This window comes from Actinophytocola sp. NPDC049390 (assembly GCF_044466355.1).
Lineage (GTDB): Bacteria > Actinomycetota > Actinomycetes > Mycobacteriales > Pseudonocardiaceae > Actinophytocola.
Genome location: NZ_JBITMQ010000010.1, coordinates 150,525 through 173,354 on the forward strand (window position 1 = coordinate 150,525; position 22,830 = coordinate 173,354).

Annotated in this window: 18 protein-coding genes and 1 pseudogene; 9 read left to right on the forward strand and 10 right to left on the reverse strand. The window is 72.7% G+C overall.

What is annotated here, in order from left to right:
- A complete protein-coding gene (locus tag ACIBVP_RS26890) occupies nucleotides 1-738 on the reverse strand; it encodes a maleylpyruvate isomerase family mycothiol-dependent enzyme (protein WP_396109117.1) in 738 nt (245 codons plus the stop codon).
- Nucleotides 739-782: 44 nt separating this feature from the next.
- Between ACIBVP_RS26890 and ACIBVP_RS26895 the strand changes: the two genes are divergently transcribed.
- The gene (locus ACIBVP_RS26895; RefSeq protein WP_396109118.1) at nucleotides 783-1,688 is read left to right on the forward strand and encodes a MerR family transcriptional regulator; all 906 of its coding nucleotides are present in this window, start codon (nucleotides 783-785) and stop codon (nucleotides 1,686-1,688) included.
- Here ACIBVP_RS26895 and ACIBVP_RS26900 read toward each other — a convergent pair.
- Nucleotides 1,681-2,328 (reverse strand): TetR/AcrR family transcriptional regulator, encoded by a 648-nt coding sequence (locus ACIBVP_RS26900; protein ID WP_396109119.1) that lies wholly within the window; start codon nucleotides 2,326-2,328, stop codon nucleotides 1,681-1,683. The genes ACIBVP_RS26895 and ACIBVP_RS26900 overlap by 8 nt on opposite strands.
- An 85-nt stretch (nucleotides 2,329-2,413) precedes the next feature.
- Here ACIBVP_RS26900 and ACIBVP_RS26905 point away from each other — a divergent pair, with 85 nt between their 5' ends.
- On the forward strand, nucleotides 2,414-3,016 hold the full coding sequence (locus ACIBVP_RS26905) for a DUF4386 domain-containing protein (RefSeq protein WP_396109120.1): 603 nt from the start codon (nucleotides 2,414-2,416) through the stop codon (nucleotides 3,014-3,016).
- On the opposite strand, the gene ACIBVP_RS26910 is transcribed toward ACIBVP_RS26905, so the two are convergent.
- Nucleotides 3,017-3,400: a type II toxin-antitoxin system PemK/MazF family toxin gene (locus ACIBVP_RS26910; protein WP_396109121.1), complete on the reverse strand. Its 384-nt coding sequence runs from the start codon at nucleotides 3,398-3,400 to the stop codon at nucleotides 3,017-3,019.
- 63 nt (nucleotides 3,401-3,463) lie between these two features.
- Here ACIBVP_RS26910 and ACIBVP_RS26915 point away from each other — a divergent pair, with 63 nt between their 5' ends.
- Nucleotides 3,464-5,563 carry a diguanylate cyclase gene (locus ACIBVP_RS26915; protein ID WP_396109122.1) on the forward strand — a complete coding sequence of 700 codons (2,100 nt, stop codon included), beginning with the start codon at nucleotides 3,464-3,466 and terminating at the stop codon, nucleotides 5,561-5,563.
- Between the two features lie 68 nt (nucleotides 5,564-5,631).
- Here the strand turns inward: ACIBVP_RS26915 and ACIBVP_RS26920 are convergent, their stop codons facing one another.
- Nucleotides 5,632-6,297, reverse strand: coding sequence for a transcriptional regulator (locus tag ACIBVP_RS26920; protein ID WP_396109123.1), 666 nt, complete (start codon nucleotides 6,295-6,297; stop codon nucleotides 5,632-5,634).
- Nucleotides 6,298-6,360: 63 nt separating this feature from the next.
- Here ACIBVP_RS26920 and ACIBVP_RS26925 point away from each other — a divergent pair, with 63 nt between their 5' ends.
- Together ACIBVP_RS26925 and ACIBVP_RS26930 are read left to right on the forward strand one after the other, a co-directional pair.
- A complete protein-coding gene (locus tag ACIBVP_RS26925) occupies nucleotides 6,361-7,140 on the forward strand; it encodes a hypothetical protein (RefSeq protein ID WP_396109124.1) in 780 nt (259 codons plus the stop codon).
- 104 nt (nucleotides 7,141-7,244) lie between these two features.
- On the forward strand, nucleotides 7,245-8,108 hold the full coding sequence (locus ACIBVP_RS26930; RefSeq protein ID WP_396109125.1) for a peptidase inhibitor family I36 protein: 864 nt from the start codon (nucleotides 7,245-7,247) through the stop codon (nucleotides 8,106-8,108).
- A gap of 1 nt (nucleotide 8,109) precedes the next feature.
- Here the strand turns inward: ACIBVP_RS26930 and ACIBVP_RS26935 are convergent, their stop codons facing one another.
- A complete protein-coding gene (locus ACIBVP_RS26935) occupies nucleotides 8,110-9,132 on the reverse strand; it encodes an LLM class flavin-dependent oxidoreductase (protein ID WP_396109126.1) in 1,023 nt (340 codons plus the stop codon).
- A gap of 117 nt (nucleotides 9,133-9,249) precedes the next feature.
- Here ACIBVP_RS26935 and ACIBVP_RS26940 point away from each other — a divergent pair.
- Nucleotides 9,250-10,184 (forward strand): annotated as a pseudogene (locus tag ACIBVP_RS26940) (carboxylesterase family protein).
- A gap of 308 nt (nucleotides 10,185-10,492) precedes the next feature.
- On the opposite strand, the gene ACIBVP_RS26945 reads toward ACIBVP_RS26940, so the two are convergent.
- From ACIBVP_RS26945 to ACIBVP_RS26955, 3 genes are all read right to left on the reverse strand, one after another.
- Nucleotides 10,493-13,243 (reverse strand): BTAD domain-containing putative transcriptional regulator, encoded by a 2,751-nt coding sequence (locus ACIBVP_RS26945; RefSeq protein ID WP_396109127.1) that lies wholly within the window; start codon nucleotides 13,241-13,243, stop codon nucleotides 10,493-10,495.
- 105 nt (nucleotides 13,244-13,348) lie between these two features.
- Entirely contained in the window at nucleotides 13,349-13,849 is a 501-nt protein-coding gene (locus tag ACIBVP_RS26950; RefSeq protein WP_396109128.1) for a VOC family protein, read from the reverse strand.
- A gap of 11 nt (nucleotides 13,850-13,860) precedes the next feature.
- Nucleotides 13,861-14,484, reverse strand: coding sequence for an NADPH-dependent F420 reductase (locus ACIBVP_RS26955; protein ID WP_396109129.1), 624 nt, complete (start codon nucleotides 14,482-14,484; stop codon nucleotides 13,861-13,863).
- 78 nt (nucleotides 14,485-14,562) lie between these two features.
- Between ACIBVP_RS26955 and ACIBVP_RS26960 the strand changes: the two genes are divergently transcribed.
- Nucleotides 14,563-15,060: a MarR family winged helix-turn-helix transcriptional regulator gene (locus tag ACIBVP_RS26960; RefSeq protein WP_396109130.1), complete on the forward strand. Its 498-nt coding sequence runs from the start codon at nucleotides 14,563-14,565 to the stop codon at nucleotides 15,058-15,060.
- 201 nt (nucleotides 15,061-15,261) lie between these two features.
- Here ACIBVP_RS26960 and ACIBVP_RS26965 read toward each other — a convergent pair whose 3' ends face one another.
- Nucleotides 15,262-16,761, reverse strand: coding sequence for a substrate-binding domain-containing protein (locus tag ACIBVP_RS26965; RefSeq protein ID WP_396109131.1), 1,500 nt, complete (start codon nucleotides 16,759-16,761; stop codon nucleotides 15,262-15,264).
- 110 nt (nucleotides 16,762-16,871) lie between these two features.
- Between ACIBVP_RS26965 and ACIBVP_RS26970 the strand changes: the two genes are divergently transcribed.
- Together ACIBVP_RS26970 and ACIBVP_RS26975 are read left to right on the forward strand one after the other, a co-directional pair.
- Complete coding sequence (locus tag ACIBVP_RS26970; RefSeq protein ID WP_396109132.1) at nucleotides 16,872-17,618, forward strand: class I SAM-dependent methyltransferase; 747 nt, start codon at nucleotides 16,872-16,874, stop codon at nucleotides 17,616-17,618.
- 31 nt (nucleotides 17,619-17,649) lie between these two features.
- Nucleotides 17,650-21,633: an alpha-(1->3)-arabinofuranosyltransferase family protein gene (locus ACIBVP_RS26975; RefSeq protein ID WP_396109311.1), complete on the forward strand. Its 3,984-nt coding sequence runs from the start codon at nucleotides 17,650-17,652 to the stop codon at nucleotides 21,631-21,633.
- On the opposite strand, the gene ACIBVP_RS26980 is transcribed toward ACIBVP_RS26975, so the two are convergent.
- Complete coding sequence (locus ACIBVP_RS26980; protein ID WP_396109133.1) at nucleotides 21,611-22,792, reverse strand: lipopolysaccharide biosynthesis protein; 1,182 nt, start codon at nucleotides 22,790-22,792, stop codon at nucleotides 21,611-21,613. The two genes, ACIBVP_RS26975 and ACIBVP_RS26980, sit on opposite strands and share 23 nt — an antisense overlap.
- Between the last annotated feature and the right edge of the window lie 38 nt (nucleotides 22,793-22,830).

Sequence of the window (22,830 nt, forward strand, 5' to 3'; positions counted from 1 at the left end):
TTAGGCGGCCGTGTGCGCCAGCCAGTGGTCGACCAGCCCGCGGTCACCGGTGATCGTGACCGACTCGGGCGGCTGTCTGCGGCTGATCACCAGCACCAGGTCCGCGACCGGACCGGCCAGCGTCGCGTCCGCGGTCCCGTTCCCGCGTGCCCACCGCACGCCGTCCGGTGTCCGGGTGATCAGCCAGCCCGTGCCGGTGTCCGGGCGGAGCAGGAGCGACTGGCCGGTGCCGCGCAGTTCGGCGAACGCGGGCCGGACCGCGGCCGCCGCCGGGTCGGACAGCAGTTCCAGCCACTCGCTGACCGCGTCGGCCGCGTGGTCGGGCGCCACCGTGAACGCGGTGCCCGTCGCCAGTGCGGCGTCCGCGTGGTGCACGGTGGTGTCGTGCAGCATCCGGCGCAGCCAGAACGTCGCGGGCCGGGTCCCCACGAACGTCCACACGGGACTCTCCCCGGCGGCGAGCACCGCGTCGGCGAGTTCCTCGGCGCCCTCCCGCAGCCAGTCCGCCCACTCCCCCGGACCGCCGGGGTCCGCGTCGAACGGGTCGGGCACCGGCGCGGGACCGGACCGGACGATGCCCGCCGCCCAGCGGTGCTCCTGGCCGATGTGCCCGACCAGCACCCGCAGCGGCCAGTCCGGGCACGTCGGCACGACGGCGGCCGGATCGGCGCCCGCCACCGCCTTCGCGAACCCCGTGGTGTGTTCGTGCAGTCCCTCGGCAAGTCGTGTGACATCCATGGCCGTACCGTAGGAACTCCACCCGGCTGGAGGTTCCACCGATCGTGACCGGCGGCACACTCGGCATCGGCGACCTGGCGCGACTTACCGGTCTGCCCGTGCGCACGATCCGCTTCTACTGCGACGAAGGGCTGCTCACGCCCGCGCGCAGCACGGGTGGGCACCGCCGGTTCGACGCGGCCGCGGTCGACCGGCTGACCCTCGTGCGACGGCTGCGCGGGCTCGGTCTCGGCCTGCGGTCGATCGCCGACGTCCTCGACGGCCGCCGCTCACTCGCCGACGCGGTGGCCGCGGAGCGGTCCGCGCTCGACCGCGAGGTGGCGACGCTGGCGTGGCGCCGTTCGGTGCTCCGCGCGGTCGAGGAGGCGCCGCCAACCGAGCGCGCGGACCGGCTCGACCTGCTGTCCGCGGTGGCGGACGGGTTCTCCGCGCACGACACGCTCGTCCGCTTCTGGCGCCCCGTGACCAACGGCGCCCTCCCACCGGACACGGTCGCGATGTTCCTCGACGTCAGCGCTCCGCCGCCACCGGAACTGCCGACGCCCGGCCAGGTCGTCGCGTACGCGGAGCTGGTGCTGCTGACCGCCGACCGGGTGCTCGCGGACGGGGTGCGGGCCAGCATGCTCGTCGGCGACGACCGCGTCGCCGACCTCGGCGCGCTGCACGCGGAGGTCGGCGCGGCCTGCGCGCTCGCGTCTCCCATGGTGGCGGCCGGGGCGCCGCCCGGACCCGGCCTGCCGCTCGACCGGTTCGTCGCGGCACACGCCGCCGCGACCGGCGTCGCCGACAGCCCGGCCTTCCGGCGCGCGCTGAACCGGCGGGCCGCCGCCGACCGGCACCCGGGGATGCGGCGCTACTGGCGGCTGGCGGGTGAGATCACCGGCGGGGCCGCGCCGGTCGGTGTCACGCACACGTGGCTGCTGGACGGGCTGCACCGCTCGGTCAGCTGATCGCCCGTTCGAGCCCGTCGAGGATCAGGTCGAGGCCGTACTCGAACTCGGCGCCGTAGTCGTAGCCGGGTTTGAGCACGTGCTCGGCGGCCAGCTCGGACAGGTGCGGGTACTCGCCCGCGGCGAAACGCGCCGTGATCGCCTGCGCGGTCTTCGACGCCGACTCCGGCGAGTCGAACGGCAGGCTCGTCTCCTGCAGCGCGAACCCGTAGATGTAGCTGTCCATCACGGAGTAGGCGTGCGCGGCCATCTCGATCGAGAAGCCCGCGGCGCGCAGCATCCCCAGCATGGCGTCGTGGTGGCGCAGCGTCGCCGGGCCCGGTGAGGTCCGCGACTCCATGAGCGCGGTGGCCCAGCGGTGGCGCGACAGGGCCGCGCGGGCGGAGATCGCACGCCGCCGCGCGGCGGACTTCCAGTCCGGGCTCCGGTCCGGCAGCTCGATCTCGGCGAACACGCGGTCGACCATGCCGTCGAGCAGGTCGACCTTGTTGGCGACGTGGTTGTAGAGCGACATCGCCTCGATCCCCAGCTCGACACCGAGCTTGCGCATGGTGAGCGACTCGATCCCGTCGGCGTCGGCGAGCGCCACGGCGGCCCGCAGCACCTCGTCGCGGTTCAGCCGGCCGCGTGCCTCGTTCATCCGCCAATCCTCGTGCACCTTGACGACACTTACACCGTAAGTGTACTACTTACAACGTAAGCTTACATTGTAAGGGAGAGCGCGCATGAGAACGACTGTTCCTGTCAGGGCGGGGTTGGTCGCCGGGCTCGGGCTGCTGGCGATGTCCGTGCTCGCGGGGTTCGCCAACTTCGGCGTCGTCGAGCGGGTGTCCACACCCGACGACACGACGACGGCTCTGTTCCGCGTCGCCGTGCTCGCACTGGTCCTGGTGGTGGCGCTCGACGTGCTGGTGGCGTGGGCGCTCCGGGAGTTCTTCGCCCCCGTGCACCACGCGACGGCCACCCTCGCGGCGTGGTTCCGGCTGACGTACGCGGCGGTGTTCCTCATCGCGATCGCCGAGTTGTTCGCGGCCGTCGGCTCGCCGGGGGCACTCGCACGGATCGCGGCGTTCCGCGATGTCTGGGACCTCGGCCTGGTGCTGTTCGGCGTGCACCTGCTGCTGGTCGGGTACCTGGCGCACCGGTCGCGGAACCTGCCCACGGTGCTGGCCGCGCTGGTGGCCGTCGCCGGGCTCGGCTACGTGGTGGACGGCGCCGCGACCGTGCTCGTCGCGGACTACGCGCTGAATCTCGCGGCCGTCACGTTCGTCGGCGAGGTGCTGCTGATGCTCTGGCTCGTCGTCAGGGCGCGGGGCACCGCGACCTGATCAGACGAGCGGCAGGTTGCCCAGGTCGCGCAGCTTGGCGACGACCGCGTCGAACCGGTGCCGGTCCAGCGCGGACCCCTCGCGGCGGACCTCGTCCGGGTCGTACCGCAGCAGCCGGTCGGCGTTGGCATAGCTCTCGCGCTGGTCGCGGTCCCAGCCGCCGACACCCACCGCCACCCACTCGTGGGCGTCCCGCTTGTGCTCGGGGTTCTTGCTGCTCAACGGCACGGCGAGGAGGCGCTCGCGTGCGTCGTCGGCGTACCCGATGACCAGCACCGGGCGGTCCTTGCCCATCGTGGGGTCGTCCTCGTAGGGCACCCAGCCCCAGACGACCTCACCGGGATCGGGGTCGCCGTCGCGTTCCGGCGCGTACACCACCTGCATGACGGCGGAGCCTACCGAGCCGGGCGCGTGCGCGGGCACGCAGCGTCATCGCTAGTGTCATGGGTGACAAGGATCACGGACGAAGGGACGCGGACTGCCGTGTGGACGGGCCGGTTGGCGTGGATCTACCTCGCATCCGGGCTGGTCGTGATGGCCGGCTACTACCTGGCACTCGCGTTCGACGCGCCCCCGCTCGCCAGGGTGCTGCTGTACAGCGTGGTCAGCACGTCGTCCGCGATCGCGGTGCTGTACGCCTGTTACCGGTTCCGGCCGAAGCCGTTGCTGCCGTGGCTGTTGCTCGGTTTCGCCGAGGTGATCTACGCGGCGGCCGACACCAGCTTCTACGTGTCCCACTACATCGTCGGCGACCTCGGCTACCCGGCGCTCGCCGACGTGTTCTACCTGTCGCACTACCCGCTGGTGGTCGCCGGACTGGTGCTGCTGATCCGGTTGCGCACGCCCGGCCGCGACCTCCCCGCGCTGCTGGACGCGACCCTGGTGGCCGTGGTCGCGGGCATGCTGTCGTGGCTCTACGTGCTGGCGCCGACCGCGCAGACGCAGGTGCCGACGCTCGCCAAGGCGGCGTCCCTCGCCTACCCGATGATGGACCTCGCGATGTTCGCGGTGGCGCTGCGGCTCATCCTCGGCTCCGGCCGCCGCCCGACGGCGTTCCTGTTGCTCTGTGCGAACCTGCTGGCGTTCTTCACCGCCGACACCATCTACGTGCTCCAGCAGCTGTCCGGCACCTACGTCGCCGGGAACTTCATCGACGCGATCTGGCTGACCGGCAACCTGGCGCTCGGCGCGGCGGCGCTGCACCCGACGATGCGGCAGGTCGGCGACGCGACCCCGGTCGGCGACCCCGGGCCGGGGCCGGTGCGCATCGTTGCGTTGTGTGCCGCCGCGCTCGTCGCGCCCGCGACCCTGCTGGTCGAGTACGCACGCGACGCCTACGACGACATCCCGGTGATCGCCGTGGCGTGCGGGCTGCTGTTCCTGCTGACCATCGCCCGGCTCGCGGTGCTCGTGGCGCAGCAGCGACAGCTCGCGATCACCGACGTGCTGACCGGGTTGCGGACACGAAGATACTTCGAGAACAGGCTCACCACCGAGCTGGCGCACGCCCGCCGCACCGGCACACCGCTCGCGGTGCTGATCGCCGACGTCGACCACTTCAAGTCGATCAACGACGCCTACGGCCACCCCGGTGGTGACCGAGTGCTGGTCGAGATCGCCACCCGGCTGCGGCACGGGCTGCGGCACGAGGACGTCATCTCCCGGTACGGCGGGGAGGAGTTCGCGGTCCTGCTGCGCGGCGCGACCGCGGACGAGCCGGTGCGGATCGCGGAACGGTTGCGGCACACGGTGAGCAGCAGCCCGGTCGTCGTGGGCGACGGCATGGCGGTCGAGGTCACCATTTCCGTCGGCACCGCCACCTTCCCGCTCCACGGCAGCACGCAGGACGAGCTCGTGACCGCCGCGGACCGCGCGCTGTACGCGGCGAAGTGCAAGGGCCGCAACAGGATCGACATCGGCCCGTGCAGCGCGACCGAGTCGGCGGGCGGCACGCTCGCCTACCTGGAGCACGCCGCCGACGTGGTGGACGGCTGGCTGTCGGACCACGAACACGGCCGCGCGGTCAGCAGGTGGGCCGGGTTGACGGCCGTCGAACTGGGCCTCGACAGCGCGGCCGTGCGCCACGCGTCGCTGGCCGGGCACCTGCACGACGTCGGCAAGATCCTGGTGCCGAAGGAGATCTGGACCAAGACCACCCCGCTGTCCGACGCGGACTGGCAGCTGATCCGGCGGCACCCGGAGGACGGTTACCGCATGCTGTGCGTGGTGCCCGGCCTCGCCGACACGGCCGTGGTGGTGCTGCAACACCACGAACGCTTCGACGGCAACGGCTACCCGGCCGGGCTCGCGGGCGAACAGATCCGCCGCGAGGCACGGATCGTCGCGGTGTGCGACGCGTGGGCCGCGATGCTCGCCTGCAGGCCGTACCAGATGCCGATGACCGAGGACCAGGCGCGCGGGGAGCTGGTCCGCTGCCGCGGCAGCCAACTGGACCCGGAGGTGGTGGACGCGTTCCTCCACCTGCACACCACCGGCCGCCTCGGCACGCTGGCCCGCCTGCCCATGACAGCGCGCCCCATCGGCTAGGCAGTCGCGCCCCCGGCGGGGTGTGCTGAACGACCCCTTCAGCACGCCCAACGCGCCGCAGGGGTCGTTCAGGGTGTCTGGGCGTCGGCGATCGTGTTCCAGAACATCAGTTCGTAGGCCTGGAAGAGCCTGCCGTAGCGGCGGGCGGTCCGTTCGTCGCAGCGGCCCGCGTCGATGCCCGCCTGCACCGCGGCCACCGCCTGCTCGATCGCGTCCGGGACGGGCGTGGCGAAGAAGTCGAAGAACCCGCACGCCTCGTCGTCGAGACCGTACTTCTCCCGCATGGCCATCGCGATCCGACCGCAGTAGTCGCCCCACGCGGCGAAGTTCGCGACGACCCCGACGATCACGTCGGCCGCCTCGCCGTTCAGCGCGAGCCACGAGAAGTAGGCCGGGTACGCCTGGCAACCCGCCATCGGCTCGTACGCCGCCACGTCCTTCTCGTCCATCCCGCCCGCCGCCGCGAGTGCGGGCAGCTTGCCCAACGCCAGGCCCTCGCCCTGCGCGAGGCCCGCGAAGAACTCCCGCGCCGTCTGCTCACCCGCCCGCGACGCCAGCAGGTGCAGGCTGCGCCAGTCGCTGCGGACGATGTGCGACTCCTCGGCCGCGAGCGTCCCGAACACCGTGCGCGGGGCGTCACCCCGTTCGATCAGCGGCACGAGGCGGTTCTCGCTCTCCGCGGGCGCCAACTCGGCGCGGACGGACTCCAACAGCTTGCGTGCGGACAACGCCACCGGCCGTACTCCTCCGTGAGACTCCACCGACGGTCCGCCAGCGTAGAGCAGTACGGTCGTGCCATGAGCTACTCGTCGCCGGACCCGAGGTGGACGCGGCTCGACCAGTCGCGGCCCGCGCCGGTCGTGCCGAGGGAGGTCGCTGCCGACGGGCGTGCGGGCGGCGGCGGGCCGATCCTGCCGTTGCTGCGCAAGATCGTGGCCGACGAACCCGTCGACCACGACGCGCTGCTCGACCACGTCGCGACCGCCGTGCACGACGTCGAGCCGGTCTTCGACCCGCGCCCGGAACTGCTGGCGATGCTGGACCTGCCGGACGTCACCGAGCCCGACCTCGACCAGGACGCCGCCCTCGCGCGCGTCGACGAACTGCGCGCCGCCCCCGAGGAGCACGCGGGCCTGATCGGCGCGGTCGCCCTCGCCGTCTCGGCCATCTCGGCCACCGCGACCGCGGCGCCGTCACGTGACCTGGCGCCCTCGGCGATCGGTCTCGTCTGCACGGCGTTGCGGATGGCCCCGCCGCGCCGCTCGGCGAAGGAGGCCTACCAGCACGCGCGGACCGCCCGCAACGCGCTGACCGCCGAACTTCCCTCGTTCACGTCCGCCGCGCTCGGTGCCGCGTCACTGCACGACACCGCGCTCGAAGAGCCGGCGCTGCGGGTGCTCCTGCGGCTCTACGTGCTGCGCCGCTGGCTGTTGGAGACCACGTGGCCGCAACGCCGCGTCTGCTGGCGGATGCTGGACAAGGTGGCCGCCGCGACCTACCCGCCCGCCGACCCGGTCACGCTGACCCAGCTGACCGAACGGCTCGACGAGTACCAGTTCCGCCGCTGGCCGTCGTGACGGCGAATTTTCTCCTCGAATTCATTCCCCAACCCGCGTGACATCACTAACGTGACTGTCACATCGATGGCGCATCGTGCGCGCGAGGGTCGAGGAGTGGTCCATTGCGGAAGAAGATTGCGTTAGCCGGGTTTGGTGTCGCGTTGCTCGCCGCGACGATCGTGTCCCCGCCGTCGGCACAGGCCGCGGCGCGGAACGGCGTGTGCGAGTCCGGCGAGGTCTGCCTCTACTACAACAGTGACAACCAGGGGTCCCTTGTGGACTTCACCGGTTCGGTCAAGAACTACGGCACCGGCGCGGACTGCGTGAAGTTCGTCGGCTCCGGCAACGGCCGCGGCCAGTGCGTGAAGAACAACGCGGCCTCGGTGTGGAACCGCAAGTCGGTGCCGGTGACGGTCTTCTACAAGAGCGGCTGGTCCGGTGCCATCGACTCGTTCGTCGCCGGCACCAAGGGCAACCTGCGGGCCGGACTGAAGAACGAGAACGCGGGCCACGTCGTCGGGCAGGGTGACAACCAGCGCCTCGAGTACGGCGTGTACCACAGCAACACCGGCGGCATCACCGCCTACTTCGACGGCTACCTGAACACCTCGGGCCGTCACGAGGGCATCGACTTCGCGCGTGGTTCCGGCTCCTCGGTGTACTCGCTGCTGTCGGGCACCGTGATCTACAAGAACGAGGGCGGCGGCGGACTGTCCACACTGTCCATCTACAACGCGCGCCTCGACCGGACCGTCATCTACCTGCACACCAACCCGCTCGACGGGCTCCGCGTCGGTCAGTCGGTGAGCAGGGGCCAGCGGATCGCGACCGAGGCGGCCCGGGGCGCGAGCGCCGCGCACACGCACGTCGAGATGCGCCCCGGCCGCAGGGAGCTGGCGGCGCCCAGCGTCGGCGACCCGACGCTGAGCAACCCGATCCCGACCTCGTTCTGGATGGCACGCGGCTACAACATCTGCTGCCAGTAGGTCAGCGCCAGCCGAGGGCGGGGGCGACGTGCGTGAGGATGTCCTCAAGCAGGTGCGCGTTGTAGTCGACGCCGAGTTGGTTGGGCACGGTGAACAGCAGCGTGTCCGCCTCGGCGATCGCCTCGTCCTCGGCCAGCTGCGTCACGAGCACGTCCGGCTCGGCGGCGTAGGAGCGGCCGAAGATCGCCCGCGTGTTCGCGTCGATGAGGCCGACCTGGTCACGGCTCTCGCCGTCGGCACCGAAGTACGCGCGGTCGAGGTCGGTGGTGAGCGCGAAGACGCTGCGTGAGATCGACACACGTGGCTCGCGCTGCCACCCGGCCTCGGCCCACGCCTTGCGGTAGGCGCGGATCTGCTCGGCCTGCTGCACGTGGAACGGCGCACCGCCCTCGTCGTTCTTCAGCGTCGAGCTCATCAGGTGCATGCCCTGCTCGGCGGCCCAGACGGCGGTCGCGTTGGAGCCCGCGCCCCACCAGATCCGCTCGCGCAGGCCCGGCGAGTGCGGTTCGACGCGCAGGAGGCCAGGCGGGTTGGGGAACATCGGGCGCGGGTTGGGCTGGGCGAAGCCCTTGCCCTCCAGCACTTTCAGGACCACCTCGGCGTGCTTGCGCGCCATGTCGGCGTCGGTGTCGCCCTCACTGGGCTGGTAACCGAAGTAGCGCCACCCGTCGATCACCTGCTCGGGTGAGCCGCGGGAGATGCCGAGCTGCAGCCTGCCGCCCGCGATGAGGTCGGCGGCGCCCGCGTCCTCGGCCATGTACATCGGGTTCTCGTACCGCATGTCGATCACGCCGGTGCCGATCTCGATGCGTTCGGTCCTGGCGCCGATCGCGGCGAGCAGCGGGAACGGCGAGGCCAGCTGCCTGGCGAAGTGGTGCACCCGGAACCAGGCGCCGTCGGCACCCAGCTCCTCGGCGGCCACCGCCAGGTCGACGGCCTGCAGCAACGCGTCCGACGCCGTCCTGGTCCGCGAGTGCGGGCTGTCCGACCAGTGCCCGAAGGAGAGGAATCCGATGTTCTTCACGCCTGGTCCAACACCCACCCACACTGATTGATTCCTCAACTAACGCCCTATCGGTGAAATCGCCGGTCTTGCGCCGCGGCCGTTACGGGAGCCGTCTGTCAGCCCAACAATGGCCCCATGACCGCAGACCTCCCCCGCACCATCACCCGCCGCGGGCTGCTCGCGGCCACCTCGACGCTCGGCGCCGCCACGCTCCTGGCCACACCCGCCACGGCCGCGCCCGCACGGCGCCGGGACGACCTGGTCGAGACGTCGGCGGGGTGGGTGCGCGGCACCCGCACGTCCGGGGTCAGCGCCTTCCTCGGCATCCCGTACGGGCACGCCGAACGGTTCCGGCCGCCTGCGGAGCCCGCGCCGTGGCGCGGAGTCCGGGACGCGACGGAACACGGTCACATCGCCCCGCAGCCGATTCCCGGCGCGCGGCTCGACTACACGCGACTGATCGGGTGGCTCGACCAGCCCGGCGGGCAGAGCGAGGACTGTCTCGTCCTCAACGTGTGGACGCCCCGCCCCGACGGTGCGCGCAGGCCGGTCCTGGTGTCCTTCCACGGCGGCGGCTTCTCCAGCGGGTCAACGGCATGCTCGACGCCGTCGCCGCCCTGCGGTGGGTGAACCGGAACATCGCCGCGTTCGGGGGTGATCCGAACCGGGTCATGGTGTTCGGCCAGTCCGGTGGCGGCGCGAAGACCTCCACACTGCTCGCCATGCCGTCGGCGAAGGGGCTGCTGCACCGCGCGGCCGTCCAAAGTGGATCGGCGCTCACCCTGGCGAGCCGCGAGACCGGCACGCGCAACACGAGCCGCCTGCTGGCCCGGCAGGATGTGCTTCGACACCCACGGCCCGTCCGGCGGCGAGCCTCGTCCACGACGGCGTGCGCGCCTTCGGCGGTTCGAGCTTCTTCTGACCGGGGCCCCCGGTCGCACACGGCCGAGCCCGATCATCCGGCGGATCCGGGCTTCACCGCCACGAAAGCCGCGTACGAGACGTTGAGTGTCCCGAAAGCGTCTTTCAGGGCATTGCCCCCGCCGAACCACAAGGTGGCCGGACCATGATCGTCACTTTGGGAACTTCACGCCCGCATATGAGCAAGGATCTCCCTTTTCGGTGATCAGGCCCGCTTCAAGGCACTGAACCGCCCGCGAAGCGGGCCCCACCCCGCGCACAAGCCGGGCGCAAGCCCACAAAGACGGCCTGCCTGCCCTCCCGTCGACCTGGCGAAGCCCGGTCGACGGGAGGGCAGGCCACCCATCCATGCCAAACCACAACAAGCCCAAATCGGAAGGCCCCCTTCCCGAGATCAGCCCCTCCGGCGAGGAGGCCCGTCCGGCGAGGACACCACCCACCACAAGACAAACCCGACCTACCCAGGCACCACCGCACCAAGAAGCTTCGCCTCGATCTCGAGTGCGTCCGGGTGGGTCAGCCGTTCGAGCACCTCAACCGCCCGCCGCCACGCGTCGAAGGCCGCATGGCGCTCACCCGCGGCCTGCAGTGCGTCCCCGAGGTGGTCGAGGCACTTCGCCTCCAGATAAACGCTGCCCAGCTCGCGGAACAGCGCGAGCGCGTCCCGGTGGCACGCGGCGGCCTCGGTGTGCTGGCCAAGCGCGTGGTGCGCCCGCCCGAGGCAGTGCAGGTTGTGGGCGATGCCGTCCCGGTCACCGAACCGGTCCAGCAGCGGTCGCGCCTCGGCGCAGTGCGCGAGCGCCTGCACGTACTCGCCCGCCTCGGCGTGGCAGAGGCCGATCGCGGTCAGTGTGAACGCCTCCCAGACCCGGTCGCCCGCGCCCCGGAACAACCGCAGCGCCTTGCGCGCATGCAGCAGTGCCTTCGCGTGGTGCCGGCGGGTGCCGTGGGCCTCGCTGAGGGAGAAGTGCGTGACGGCCATGCCGGTGGTGTCGCCCGCGTGCGCGTAGTGGCCGAGCGCGCGGTGCAGGTGGTCGAGCGCCTCACGCTGGTTGCCGCGCAGGACCTCCGCCCTGCCGAGCAGGTGGTGGCCGGTGGCGCGGGCGGCGTCGTCGCCGAGCCGGTCGGCGGCCGCGAGCGCCGTGCGCTGGGTGTCGGCGCGGTGCCCCCAGTGTCCGTGCCTGCTCAGGTACGTGCTGAGCACCCACGGCAGCTGCCAGGCGTGCACGTCCATGCGGGCGCGGGCGGCCTCCTCCGTCGCGGCCAGCAGCGTGTGGTGCTCGGCGGTGAACCACGTGACGGCCTCGCGGTAGTCGGTGACGGGGAACCGGGCGACGTGGTCCTGCGGCGGGTCGAGCGTGATCGGCGGCCAGTGCGGCGCGAGGTGTCGTTCCGCCGCGAACCCCGTGTGCAGGTAGAAGTCGAGACAGCGGCGCAGTGCCGCGCGCCGGTCCTCCGCGCTGTCGGTCGCCTCGGCCAGCTCGGCGGCGTACGCGCGGAGCAGGTCGTGCGAGCGGAAGCGGCCGGGGCGGTGCTCGTCCACCAGGTGTGTCCTGGTCAGCTCGCTCAGCAGCGCACGGGCCTGCGGCACCTCGACACCGGCGAGGGAGGCGATGGCGAACCGGTCCGCGTCGGGGCCGGGGTGGGTGCCCAGCAGCCGGAACAGGCGGGCCGCGTCCGCGCTCAGCGTGCGGTACGACCAGGAGAACACCGTGCGCACGCCCGCCGACGTACCGTCCGCCTCCAGCGCGTCCAGCCGGGTGCACTCGTCGCGCAGCTCGGCGGCCAGCGCACGCAGCGGGAACGCCGGGTTGCTCACCGCACGGCCCGCCACCACGGCCAGTGCCAGCGGGAGCCGGGCGGAGTGCGCGACGAGCGCGGTGACGGCGTCCGGTTCGTCGGCCACCCGGCCGTGTCCGAGCCGCCGTTCGAGCAGCGACACGGCCTCGTCCTCGTCGAGCACGGCCAGCGGGACCGGTACGGCGCCTTCGCGGGCGACCAGGTCGGCGAGCCGGTCGCGGCTGGTGACCAGCGTGAGGCAGCGCGGGTCGCCGGGCAGGAGCGGCCGCACCTGGTCGGCGTCGTAGGCGTTGTCCAGCACCACCAGCACCCGTTTGCCCGCCAGCAGTCCGCGGTAGCGCGCGGCCCGCGCCTCCCGGCCCGCGGGGACCTGATCGGGCGGCACCCCGAGCGCCTCCAGGAGACCGTGCAGGGCGGCGCTGGGGCACAGCGGCCTGCCGACCGGGTCGAAGCCGCGGAGGTCCACGTACAGCTGGCCGTCCGGGAAACGGTCGTCCTGGCGGTGCGCCCAGCCCAGCGCGAGCGACGTCTTGCCCGTGCCGCCGGCGCCGGTCACGACGACCACGCCCGCGAGCGCGTCGTCGAGCAGGCCCAGCTCACGGGTGCGCGGGACGAACCACGGGGACGCGGCGGGTAGCTGACGCGGCGGGGGGATGCGCACGGCAGTCGTGGGCTGCGGTACCTGCTCGGCGAGCATCCGCTGGTGCAGGCGCTGCAGCGGCTCCCCTGGCTCGACCCCGATCTCGGCGACGAGCCGGGCGCGGAACTGGCGGTACCGCGTGAGCGCCTCGGCCCGCCGCCCGCAGCGGTGGAGCGCGAGCACGTGCTGGCCCGCGAGCCGTTCGTCGAACGGGCGCGCCTCGGTCGCGGTGGCCAGCTCGGCCAGCAGCTCGGCGTGCATCCCGAGGTCGAGGGCCACCTCGTGCCGCTGGACCTCGGCGGTGAACCGCTCCTCGGTCACCCGGTCGCGCACGGACGCCAGCCACGGGCTGTCCAGCTCGGCGAACGGCTCACCGCGCCACAGCCCGAGCGCCCGGTCGTACAGCGCGAGCGCCTGCCCTCCGTCCGCCGCCCGCGCCTTGTCGAGCAGGTCGCGGAACAGGTGCAGGTCGACCGTGTCGGCGTCGACACGCAGCACGTACCCGCCGCCGCGGCGGTCGATGCCGCACCCGGCGACGTCGGCGAGCGCGGCACGCAGGCGGCACAGGTAGCTGTAGAGCGCGTGCCGGGCCCGCACGGGCGCCCGCTCACCCCACACCCGGTCGACGAGCTGGTCGGCGGTCACGGTCCGGCCGGCCTCGACGAGCAACACGGCGAGCACGGACCGCTGGCGCGCGGGCCCGACGTCGAGGTCCTCGCCCCCGACCCGGACGCGGACCTCGCCGAGCACGGCGAACTCCACCACCACGTGTCCTCCCCGCACCTGACCTGCGGTTTCGAGGTTATCGCGGGGGTGTGAACAAGGTCATCACCCGAAGTAGTGGACCCGTTGGTGTCCGCCGGGAACGCCGTGTCAGGCGGCGGTGACCATCCGTCCGGCGGTGCGCACACCCGACCACCGGGCGATCTCGGCGTCGAGGTCGAGCGGCGCCACGATGGAGGCGTCGGCGTAGGCGCCCCACTCGTCCCGGGGGAGCATCCACATGATCTCGAACTCGTTGCCGTCGGGGTCCACGCCGTAGACGCTCTTGGTGGCGCCGTGGCTGGACTCGCCGGTGCGGGCGCCCGCGTCGACCAGCCGCTGCCGGAAGTCCGCGAGTTCGTCGATGGTGTCCAGCTGCCACGCGAGGTGGTAGAGCCCCACCCCGCGCTGCCGGGGCCCTGCCTGCTCGACGCCGAACAGTCCGAGGTCGTGGTGGTTGCCGGAGCGTGGCGAGCGCAGGAACACCGCGCCCAGCTCCGCTTCACGCGAGACCACCGCCATGCCGAACACCTCGGTGTAGAAGCGCACGGCACGGTCGAGGTCCGCGACGAACAGCACCGCGTGGTTGAGCCGAACCGGTGCGACGCTCATGATCGGTCCTTTCAGGCGGTCGGCCCGGCGAGCTGCCAACCGCTCTGCCAGGACCAGCCGTTGCGGGCGTTGAGGCTGATGTTCAGGAAGGCCAGCTCCTCGAGCGAGCGGGCCATGCGCAGGCTGCCCGCGTCGACGGGCCGGAAACCCAGCGAGGTCAGCAGGCTCGCGACGGTCTCCTTGGCGGCGTCGTCGTCACCGGCGTAGAAGCCGTCCAGGGCCCGCTCCCCCTCGGTCGCGTTGCCGAGCCGCGAGGCGAAGACCGTGTTGAAGGCCTTGACCAGCTTGACGCCGGGCTTGGCGGCGGCGAGCCGCTCGGCGTGGCTGGCGTCGGTCGTGGTGAGGTCGCTGAAGGTGTCGTTGAGCGGGTTGGTCGCGTCGACGACGACCGCGGTGGTGTCGCCGAGCTGCCCCAGCACGTCGTCCGCCGCACCCGCGGGCACCGCGAGAACCACCACGTCGGCGTTCTGGGCGGCGTCGGCGACCGTGGCCGCCGCGGTGGCGCCGGTGTGCTCGGCGACCTTGGCGACGTTGTCGGCGTTCCGTGCGGTGACGGTCACGTCGTGCCCGGCAGTCTTGGCCGCCGCGGCGAGGCCCCCACCGACGTTCCCCACACCGATGATCGCGATACGCATCTCGAAGCTCCTCTCATTTACTTCAACCTTGAACTTAAGATAGATGCGAATACTTCAAGCGTCAAGTAAGTTGGGAGTGTGACCCCGCCCTCAGACGTCCGCTGGCTGACCCCGGACCAACGCCTGGCCTGGCTGGACATGGTGCGCGTGCTCACGAGACTGCCCGCGACCCTGGACACGCAGCTGGAGCGGGACGCGGGGGTGGGCTTCTTCGAGTACCACGTGCTGTCGATGCTGTCCGAGGTACCGGGCCACACACTGCGGATGAGCCGCCTCGCACAGCTGACCAGTGCCTCGCTGTCCCGGCTGTCCAACGTGGTCAAACGGTTGGAGGGGCGGGGCCTGGTACGCCGCGAACCGGACCCGGAGGACCGCCGCGCCACCCGGGCGGCGCTGACGGAAGAGGGCATGGCACTGGTGGAGCAGGCGGCACCGGGCCACGTGACAACGGTGCGGGAGCTGATCGTGGACGCACTGGAACCCGCACAACTGGAACAACTGCGAACCGCCTACGAACGCATCCTCACCCGCCTGGACCCCGGCGCCACCACCCGCCCGGAGTGGTTCGAGGACTGACCCACCCCCGAAAGCGCCAGACCGCCGCACCGAAGGACCCCTTCAGCACCCGGCCACCACAGAAAGCCGGGCGCCAGCCCACAAAGACGGCCTGCCTGCCCTCCATGCCAAAGAACCCCGAGCCCGAATCGTGAGCCCCTCCCCGAGATCAGCCCGTCCGGCGAGGCCCCCGGAGGGAAACCCACCCGGCGACCCCCAGAGTCACGGTTCGCACAAAGGCGGCTGGCACAGCATGCCGCTCAACGCCGTGTAAAAGATCCCGGACAAAGCAGTCGGATCAGGAGCAACGAACGCACGCCCACCGGTCGCCGAAGCCATCGTCGTCAACTCGGCCAACGACGCGTCCGGCCCGATACCGATCGCGATCAACGGCAACGGCCGACGCGCGTCCTGGAGCGGGCCGAGCCGCGCGAGCAGCGTCGGCAGATCGATCCCGTCACCGTCCTCGTTGCGCCCGTCGGTCAGCACCACGACCACGTTCAACCGTCCGGGCTCCCACTCCGCCCGCGCCCTCGCGTACACCGCCGCGACGCTGTCGTACAAACCGGTCGCACCGTCGGGGATCGCGCGCACCGCACGCAGCCGCTCCAGCGACCCCGCCGCCCGGTGCGCGGCGACCGAACGCATGGGCAGCAACTCACGATGGTCACGGTCCCCGTCGAGACGCGTGGAGAACAGCGTCAGCCCGATCTCGGTGGTCGGCTTCAGCAGGCCGAAGCCCGCCTCGGTCGCGGCCAGTGTCACGCCCATCCGGTCCAGCCCGGTGCCGGGCACCGACTGGGCCATCGACCCCGACACGTCCATCAGGATGCTCAGCCGCCCGGACAGGTTGATCGCCGCCCACTGGTTCAGCAGCTCGTCGCTGACGTCCGTGTCCGGCACCGGGACGACCCGGCTCGGCGGCCGCAGGTGGTGCGCGGCGAGCACCGACGACGAGCCGTCCAGAAGCGTGGCCAGCAGCCGCTGCGCCAGCGCGCGTTCCCCCGAGCGGGGCATCACCGCGTACGGGTAGTCCAGCGACGGCACCGGCCGGTCCGGTGCGACCGCGACCAGCGGGACCCCGGTGTGGGTGCGGAAGTCGTGTTCCGACAACGGGAACGCGGCCAGCGGCGACGGGCCCGTCAACCGGTCGAACAGGTCGGCCGCCCGCTTCTCCGTGTGCTGGGACAGCCCGCGCAGCACCTTCGTCGCGTCGGGCAGCGCACGTGCGCCGAGCAGCGCCGACAACCCCACCGGGTCACCGACCGGGTCGGGGAGACCGGCACGCACGTCCGAGCCGAGGACACGTGCCCACGTCAGCGGCGTGCCGAGCCGGTCCGCCGCCTGCCGGGTCACCCCCAGCACGACCGGCGACGTGGCCACCGACGTGCCACCGACCGGCAGCTCCCACGCCCGCTCCGCCTGTGTGCGCTGCAACCACACGGTCGACTCGGGCACCCACACGTCGGGCTGGTCGGCGCGCGCCTCGGCGAGCACCGCGCCGGTGGTGGCGGACTCCTCGGCCCGCACCACGACACGGGCGCACGCGTCGCCCATGCGGTCGGCCGCCGCCTCGATCACGGGGACGATCTCGGGCGTGGCCGTGACGCGCAGCGTCCTCGTGCAGTCGGCGGAGGAGAAGGAGATGTGCGGGTAGCCGATCCACAGCGCGGTGGCGAGCACGAGCAGCGTGCCGAGCACGACCGGTGGCCGGCGGAGCATGCGGGCGAGACTAGCCCGCCGCTCGTTGTTCCCACGCACAAAACCTTCTGTGACCAGTGCCAACGGTTTCCCGGCTATGGTCGCGCCCACAACTGCCACTGGAGAGCCGAGTGGACTTCGAGCAGGTACGCCGGGACTGGACGACCCTCGGCGCACGCGACCCCCTGTGGGCGGTGAGCGTGGCCGCGGACAAACGCGGCGGCCGGTGGGAGGTCGACGAGTTCCTCGCGCTGGGCAGGCGCGACGTGGACCGGGCCCGTGCGTGGCTCGCGGACCTCGGGCTGCCGACGACCTGGGAGCGGGTGCTCGACTTCGGGTGTGGCGCGGGCCGGTTGTCGCAGGCGCTCGCCGAACACGCCGACGAGGTGGTGGGCGTGGACGTCTCGGCACCGATGCTGGCGACGGCCCGGGCGCTGGACCGCAGCGACGGGCGGTGCCGGTTCGTGCTGAACGACGCGCCCGACCTGCACGTGTTCCCCAGCGGCAGCTTCGACCTCGTCTTCTCCGAACTGGTGTTGCAGCACCTGCCGAAACGCGTCGTCGCGGACTACCTCGCCGAGTTCGTGCGCGTGCTGGCACCCGGTGCGATCGCGCTCGTGCAGTGCACCGTCCGTCCTCTGTGGACGTTCAAGGGGATGGTGTGGCGGGTCGCGCCCGCGCGTCTGGTCCGCGTGGCGCAGCGCGTGGTGCTCGGCTACCCGGCGCCCATGCTGATGACGCCGGTGCCGCCCGCGTGGCTGTGCGCGGTCGTCGAGGCGCACGGCGGGGTCGTGGTGGACAGCACGACCGTGCGGGAACCGGAGACGCACTGGGTGTCGGCGCGGTACGTGCTCCGCAAGCCAGACCGGGAGAGCTGACATCAAGCTTTTCCGCTCCCCGACCACCTGGATCGTCGCCGCGCTCGCGGTCCTGTCGTTCCTCCAGCTGCCCGGCCGCACCACGTTCGACACCAAGCTGGACCTCGTCACCGATCCGCTCGCGTTCCTCGACCGGGCGCTGCACCTGTGGAACCCCGAGTCGAGCGCGGGCGAGTTGCAGAACCAGGCGTACGGCTACCTGTTCCCGATGGGGCCGTTCTTCGTCGCGGGCGACGTGGCCGGGCTGCCGCCGTGGGTGACACAACGGCTGTGGTGCGCGCTGCTGCTGGGCTTGGCCTACACCGGTGCGCTGCTGCTGGCGCGGGCGCTGCCGATCGGCTCGGAACCGGCGCGGCACGTCGGCGCGGTCGCGTACGCGCTCGCGCCGAGGATGCTGACCGAGATCGGCCCGGTGTCCGCCGAGGCGATCGCGGCGGTGATGCTGCCGTGGGTCCTGCTCCCGTTGGTACGCGTGAAGGAACTGGGCGCGCGGCGGGCCGCCGCGTTGTCCGGGGTCGCCGTGCTGTGCATGGGCGGCATCAACGGCGCCGTGGTCCTGATGGCGATGGTGCTGCCGGTCCTGTGGCTCGCGACCAGGGTGTGGACGTGGGCGCACGCCCGGTTCGTGGCGTGGTGGTGCGCCTCGGTCGCGGCGGCCGTCGTGTGGTGGGTGCTGCCGCTCCTGCTCCTGGGCCGGTACAGCCTGCCGTTCGTCGACTACGTCGAGTCGGCCACCAACACCACCTCGCCGACGTCGCTGTTCCAGGTGTTGCGCGGCACCAACCAGTGGGTGGCCTACGTCGTGTCCGGCACGTCGTGGTGGCCGTCGGGTTTCCTGCTGGTCGACCACCCGGTGCTGATGCTCGCGACCGGGCTCGTGGCGGCGGTGGCGCTGGCGGGCCTCGCGCGTTCCGGGCTGCCGGAACGGCTCTTCCTCACCCTCGGCGTGGTGACCGGCGCCGTGCTGCTGACCATCGGGTACGTGGGTGCGCTGGACAGCCCTCTGTCGGCGGTGGTGCGCGGGCTGCTGGACGGGCCGCTCGCGCCGTTCCGGAACGTGCACAAGTTCGAGCCGGGTCTGCGACTGCCGCTCGCGCTCGCGCTGACCCACGCGATCACCGTGCGGCCGTGGGCACCCGCCAGGGCGTCCGCCCGGTCGATCAGGTCGCCGGTGTCCGCGCCCCGGTTCGTCGTCGCGACCGCGCTGGTGGTCGTGGCCGCGGCACCGGCGTGGCTGCTGACGCTGCGGCCGGGACCGGGCTGGGACACGATCCCGGACTACTGGCACGAGGCGACCGCGTGGCTCGCGAAGCAGGACGCCACGGCACGGACGCTGATGGTGCCGGGGAGCGGGTTCGCCGAGTACACGTGGGGACGGCCGATCGACGAGCCGTTCCAGCCGCTGGCACAGGCCCCGTGGGCGGTGCGCAGCCAGATCCCGCTCGGCTCCGAGGGCAACACGCGGCTGATGGACGCCGTCGAGGACGCGCTGGCCGACGGCCGGGGCGCACCGGGGCTCGCCGACTTCCTGGCCCGCTCCGGGCACCGGTTCCTGTTGCTGCGCAACGACATCCAGCGAGGCTCGGCAGGCACCACCGCACCACCGGCCGCGGTGGTGCGTGCGGCCCTGGCCCGCTCCCCCGGCATCGAACGGGTCGCCACGTTCGGACCGGACATCCGGCTGACGGGCACCATGGACGCCGGGCTCGGCCCGGTGCCGTCGCTCGAGGTGTACCGGGTGGACCGGGACGTGCCGCGGGCGGTGGCCGTCGCGACCGACGACCTCGCGACCGTGAGCGGCGGCCCGGAGTCGTTGCTGCCGCTGCTGGACGCCGGGCTGCTCGACCCGGACCGGCCCGCCGTGCTCGCCGGGGACGGCGGCGCCCCGGGTGCGCGGGACTGGTACGTCACCGACGGGCTGCGGAACCGGGAACGCCACGTCGGCCGGATGCGGGACAACCTCAGCCAGACCCTCACGGCCGACGAGCGTCCGAGGCAGGACCGGCCGGCGCTGGACCTGCTGCCGTTCGACTCGCGGGAACACCGGACCGTGGCGGCCTACCAGGGGATCCGCGCGGTGACCGCGTCGAGTGCCGCGAGCTTCGCCGACTCCGTCCGCGGTACGGACCTGACGGCCATGCCGTTCGCCGCGCTCGACGGCGACCCGTACACGGCGTGGCAGTCCTCGTCCTACCGCGAGCCCGCGGGCCAGTGGCTGGAGGTCACGCTCGACACCCCGCGCGTGCTGTCCGAGGTCACGCTGCGGGTCGTGGACGACCGCCGCGTGGGCTGGCCGGTGACCCGGGTGCGGATCACCACGGACGCGGGCACGGTCGAGCACGAGGTCGCGCGCGGGGCGCAGGAGCAGCGGTTCCCCGTCGCCACCGGGCTCACCGGCACCGTGCGGGTGACGGCCGCGGCGATGGCCGCCGGGCGGGACACGGGCAACGTGGGCATCGCCGAGCTGGAAATCCCGGGCGTGGCGGCACAGCGCGCGCTGCGGGTTCCCGCCGACGCGCGCCCGGCCGAGGGACAACGCGGCACGTACGCGTTCACCCGGGGACCGCAGCCCCGGTACGCGTGCCTGCGGCAGCCGGAGGCGGTGCGGTGCGACGCGGGGCTTACCCGGTTCGGTGAGGAACCCGAAGGCGTGCACAGGCTGTTCACCACCACCGCACGCGCCACCTACGAGGTCGGCGGGACGGTCCTGCCCGCGAGCGGCGCCGTGCCGCCGGTGGACCTGCGCGGACTGACCGTCTCGGCGTCCACACAGCTCGCGGGCGACCCGGGTGCCGCACCGCTCGCCGCGATCGACGGCGACCCCGCCACCACGTGGATCGCCGACGAGACCGACCAGCGGCCGGTGCTGCGGCTGGCCTGGGACACCCCGCGGCACGTGCGTGGCCTGCAGCTGGCGACCACGGCCGGATCGGGGGCGAGCACGCCCGCCGAGGTGCAGCTGACGTCCTCGGCGGGCACCGTGCGGCGTCCGGTCGCGCCGGACGGCACGGTCGAGTTCTCCGGGCGCACGGACCGCCTCGAGATCACCGTTCTCCGTGTCGCGCCCGGGGTGATGGGACCGCCCGGGATCAGCGGGCTCGAGGTGCGCGGTGCGCCGTTCCCTCGGGTTCGGCCGGACACGCCGGTGCGCGTGCCGTGCGGCGCCGGTCCCGTCGTCGTGGTCGACGGGCGGGAGTACGACACCGCGGTCTCGGGCACGGTCGCGGACGTCACCGAGCACCGGGCGCTGCCGCTGACCACGTGCGACGACCTGGCCGAGGGGCTCGACCTCGGCGCGGGCGACCACGAGCTGCGCACGACGCGGACCGCTGACTTCGTCGTGCAGGACGTGTGGCTGCGCCCCGCGGACGCGGCGCCCGTGCGACCGCGCGAGCGGGCGGTCACACCGGTGGCGTGGGGCGCGGTGCACCGCGAGCTGCGGGTGGCCGACGGGCCCGCCGCGGTGCTGGCCGTGCGGGAGAACGCGAACGACGGCTGGGTGGCGACCGCGAACGGCAAGCCCCTGGCACGCACCAGGGTGGACGGCTGGCAGCAGGCGTGGCTGGTGCCAGCGGGCGCGACGACGGTCGTCCTCGACTTCGTCCCGGACGGCACCTACCGGACCCGGCTGCTCATCGGCGCCGCGGCCGCGCTGCTGGTGGTCCTCGCCGCGATCGTGCCGGGGCGACGACGTCCCGGACCGGCCACCGAACCCGGCCGGGGCGGGTGGGTGCCGTGGGTGCTGGCCGCGCTGCTCGTGCTGCTGGGCGGGATGGCGGGACTCGTCGCGCTGCTGGCCGTCCTGTTCCTGCGCAGCCTCGTGCCGAGGTACCGGCGGATGGTGTCGATGGTGGTCGCGTTCGGCGGGATGGCGTGCGCGACGACGATCAGCGTGACCGGTCGCCTGCTCGGCCACGGACAGGAGTGGGCGTACGGCACGGCCGCGCAGGCCGCCGTGCTGGTGGCGCTCGCGGCCGTGGTGTCGGTGCGGGTCAGGTGGTTCGACCGTGCCTGATCTCCACGAGCACCCCCGCCGCCACGAGCAGGCCGGTGGCTGCCACGGCGGCCCCGATGACCTGCCCGGGCGAGTCGTTGAGCCAGCCGAGCACGAGCACGGTCTCGGCCGCGACCGCGAACCACGTGAGCAGCGTCGCGCGCCGGTCGCCGTCGGCGATCCGGCCGAACAGCAGGATCTGCGCGGGCGCCAGCAGCGACCCGGTGACCGCGAACGGCCACAGCGGCAGCACACTGTCCACATACGACTGTCCACCGACGAGCACGAAGAGCTCGGGGCCGAACAGGACGGCCGAGAGCACCACGACACCGTCGAGCGCGGCGCACACGGCGAGCCCGGCGACCATCGCGCGTTTCCGGTCGGCACCCGTGAGCCGCGGCAGCACCAGCACGGCGACGGCGTGCGGCAGCCAGTAGGCGATCTTGGCGAGCACGGCACCGACCGCGTACTCCCCCGACGCGGCGGGCAGCACGTGGCGGGCCAGCACGAGGTCGAGGTTGATCAGCACCACGACGGCGAGCATGGCCTGCGCGGCGTGCACGGCCTCGCCGAGGCGTTGCCCGCTGAACCAGGCGGGCATCGGCCTGCCGCACACGGCCCAGCCCGCGCACGTGGACACGGTCGCGCCGAGCGCCACCCCGGTCATCGCACCACCGCTCGTGCCGGTCGCGACGAGACCGGCGAGCGCGCCCCCGACGCGCGTCACGGCGTCACCGCTCACGAACGCGCCGTACCGCGCGAACCGTTGCGCACCCTGCAGCAGGCCCTGCCACAGACCGTTGAGGGTGAGCGGCGCGAGCGCCGCCGCGAGCCACACCACCGCGCCGGTGTCACGCACGTGCAGCAGGTGCGCGACCAGCGGCACGGCGACACCGGCGAGTGCCGCCACCACCGCGGCGACCACGAACCCGAGGCCTGCCAACGGTGCGTTCGGCTCACCGGGGTGTGCGGCGACCCGCAACGCCACCGCGGTCTGCACCCCCATCGCGGGCACCACGCCGACCAGCAGCACCGCGAGCAGCGCGCTCAGCTCACCGAACGCGGCGGGCGCGAGCACCCGCGCGGCGATCACGGTGAGCAGGTAGCCGGACGCGTTGGCCGCCATGACCCCGGCGGTCACGGCGAGCGCGTGCCACCCGGTGCGCTGCTGGACCGGCATCGCGCTCCTCCAGGGTCGTTTCCCCGCACTGTAACCGG

Bases quoted from the DNA above. Each gene is read 5' to 3' on its own strand.
- ACIBVP_RS26890 (WP_396109117.1), bottom strand. From the start codon at position 738: ATGGATGTCACACGACTTGCCGAGGGACTGCACGAACACACCACGGGG.
- ACIBVP_RS26965 (WP_396109131.1), bottom strand. From the start codon at position 16,761: ATGCTCCGCCGGCCACCGGTCGTGCTCGGCACGCTGCTCGTGCTCGCC.
- ACIBVP_RS26950 (WP_396109128.1), bottom strand. From the start codon at position 13,849: ATGAGCGTCGCACCGGTTCGGCTCAACCACGCGGTGCTGTTCGTCGCG.
- ACIBVP_RS26910 (WP_396109121.1), bottom strand. From the start codon at position 3,400: ATGCAGGTGGTGTACGCGCCGGAACGCGACGGCGACCCCGATCCCGGT.
- ACIBVP_RS26925 (WP_396109124.1), top strand. From the start codon at position 6,361: ATGAGCTACTCGTCGCCGGACCCGAGGTGGACGCGGCTCGACCAGTCG.
- ACIBVP_RS26955 (WP_396109129.1), bottom strand. From the start codon at position 14,484: ATGCGTATCGCGATCATCGGTGTGGGGAACGTCGGTGGGGGCCTCGCC.
- ACIBVP_RS26905 (WP_396109120.1), top strand. From the start codon at position 2,414: ATGAGAACGACTGTTCCTGTCAGGGCGGGGTTGGTCGCCGGGCTCGGG.
- ACIBVP_RS26980 (WP_396109133.1), bottom strand. From the start codon at position 22,792: ATGCCGGTCCAGCAGCGCACCGGGTGGCACGCGCTCGCCGTGACCGCC.
- ACIBVP_RS26900 (WP_396109119.1), bottom strand. From the start codon at position 2,328: ATGAACGAGGCACGCGGCCGGCTGAACCGCGACGAGGTGCTGCGGGCC.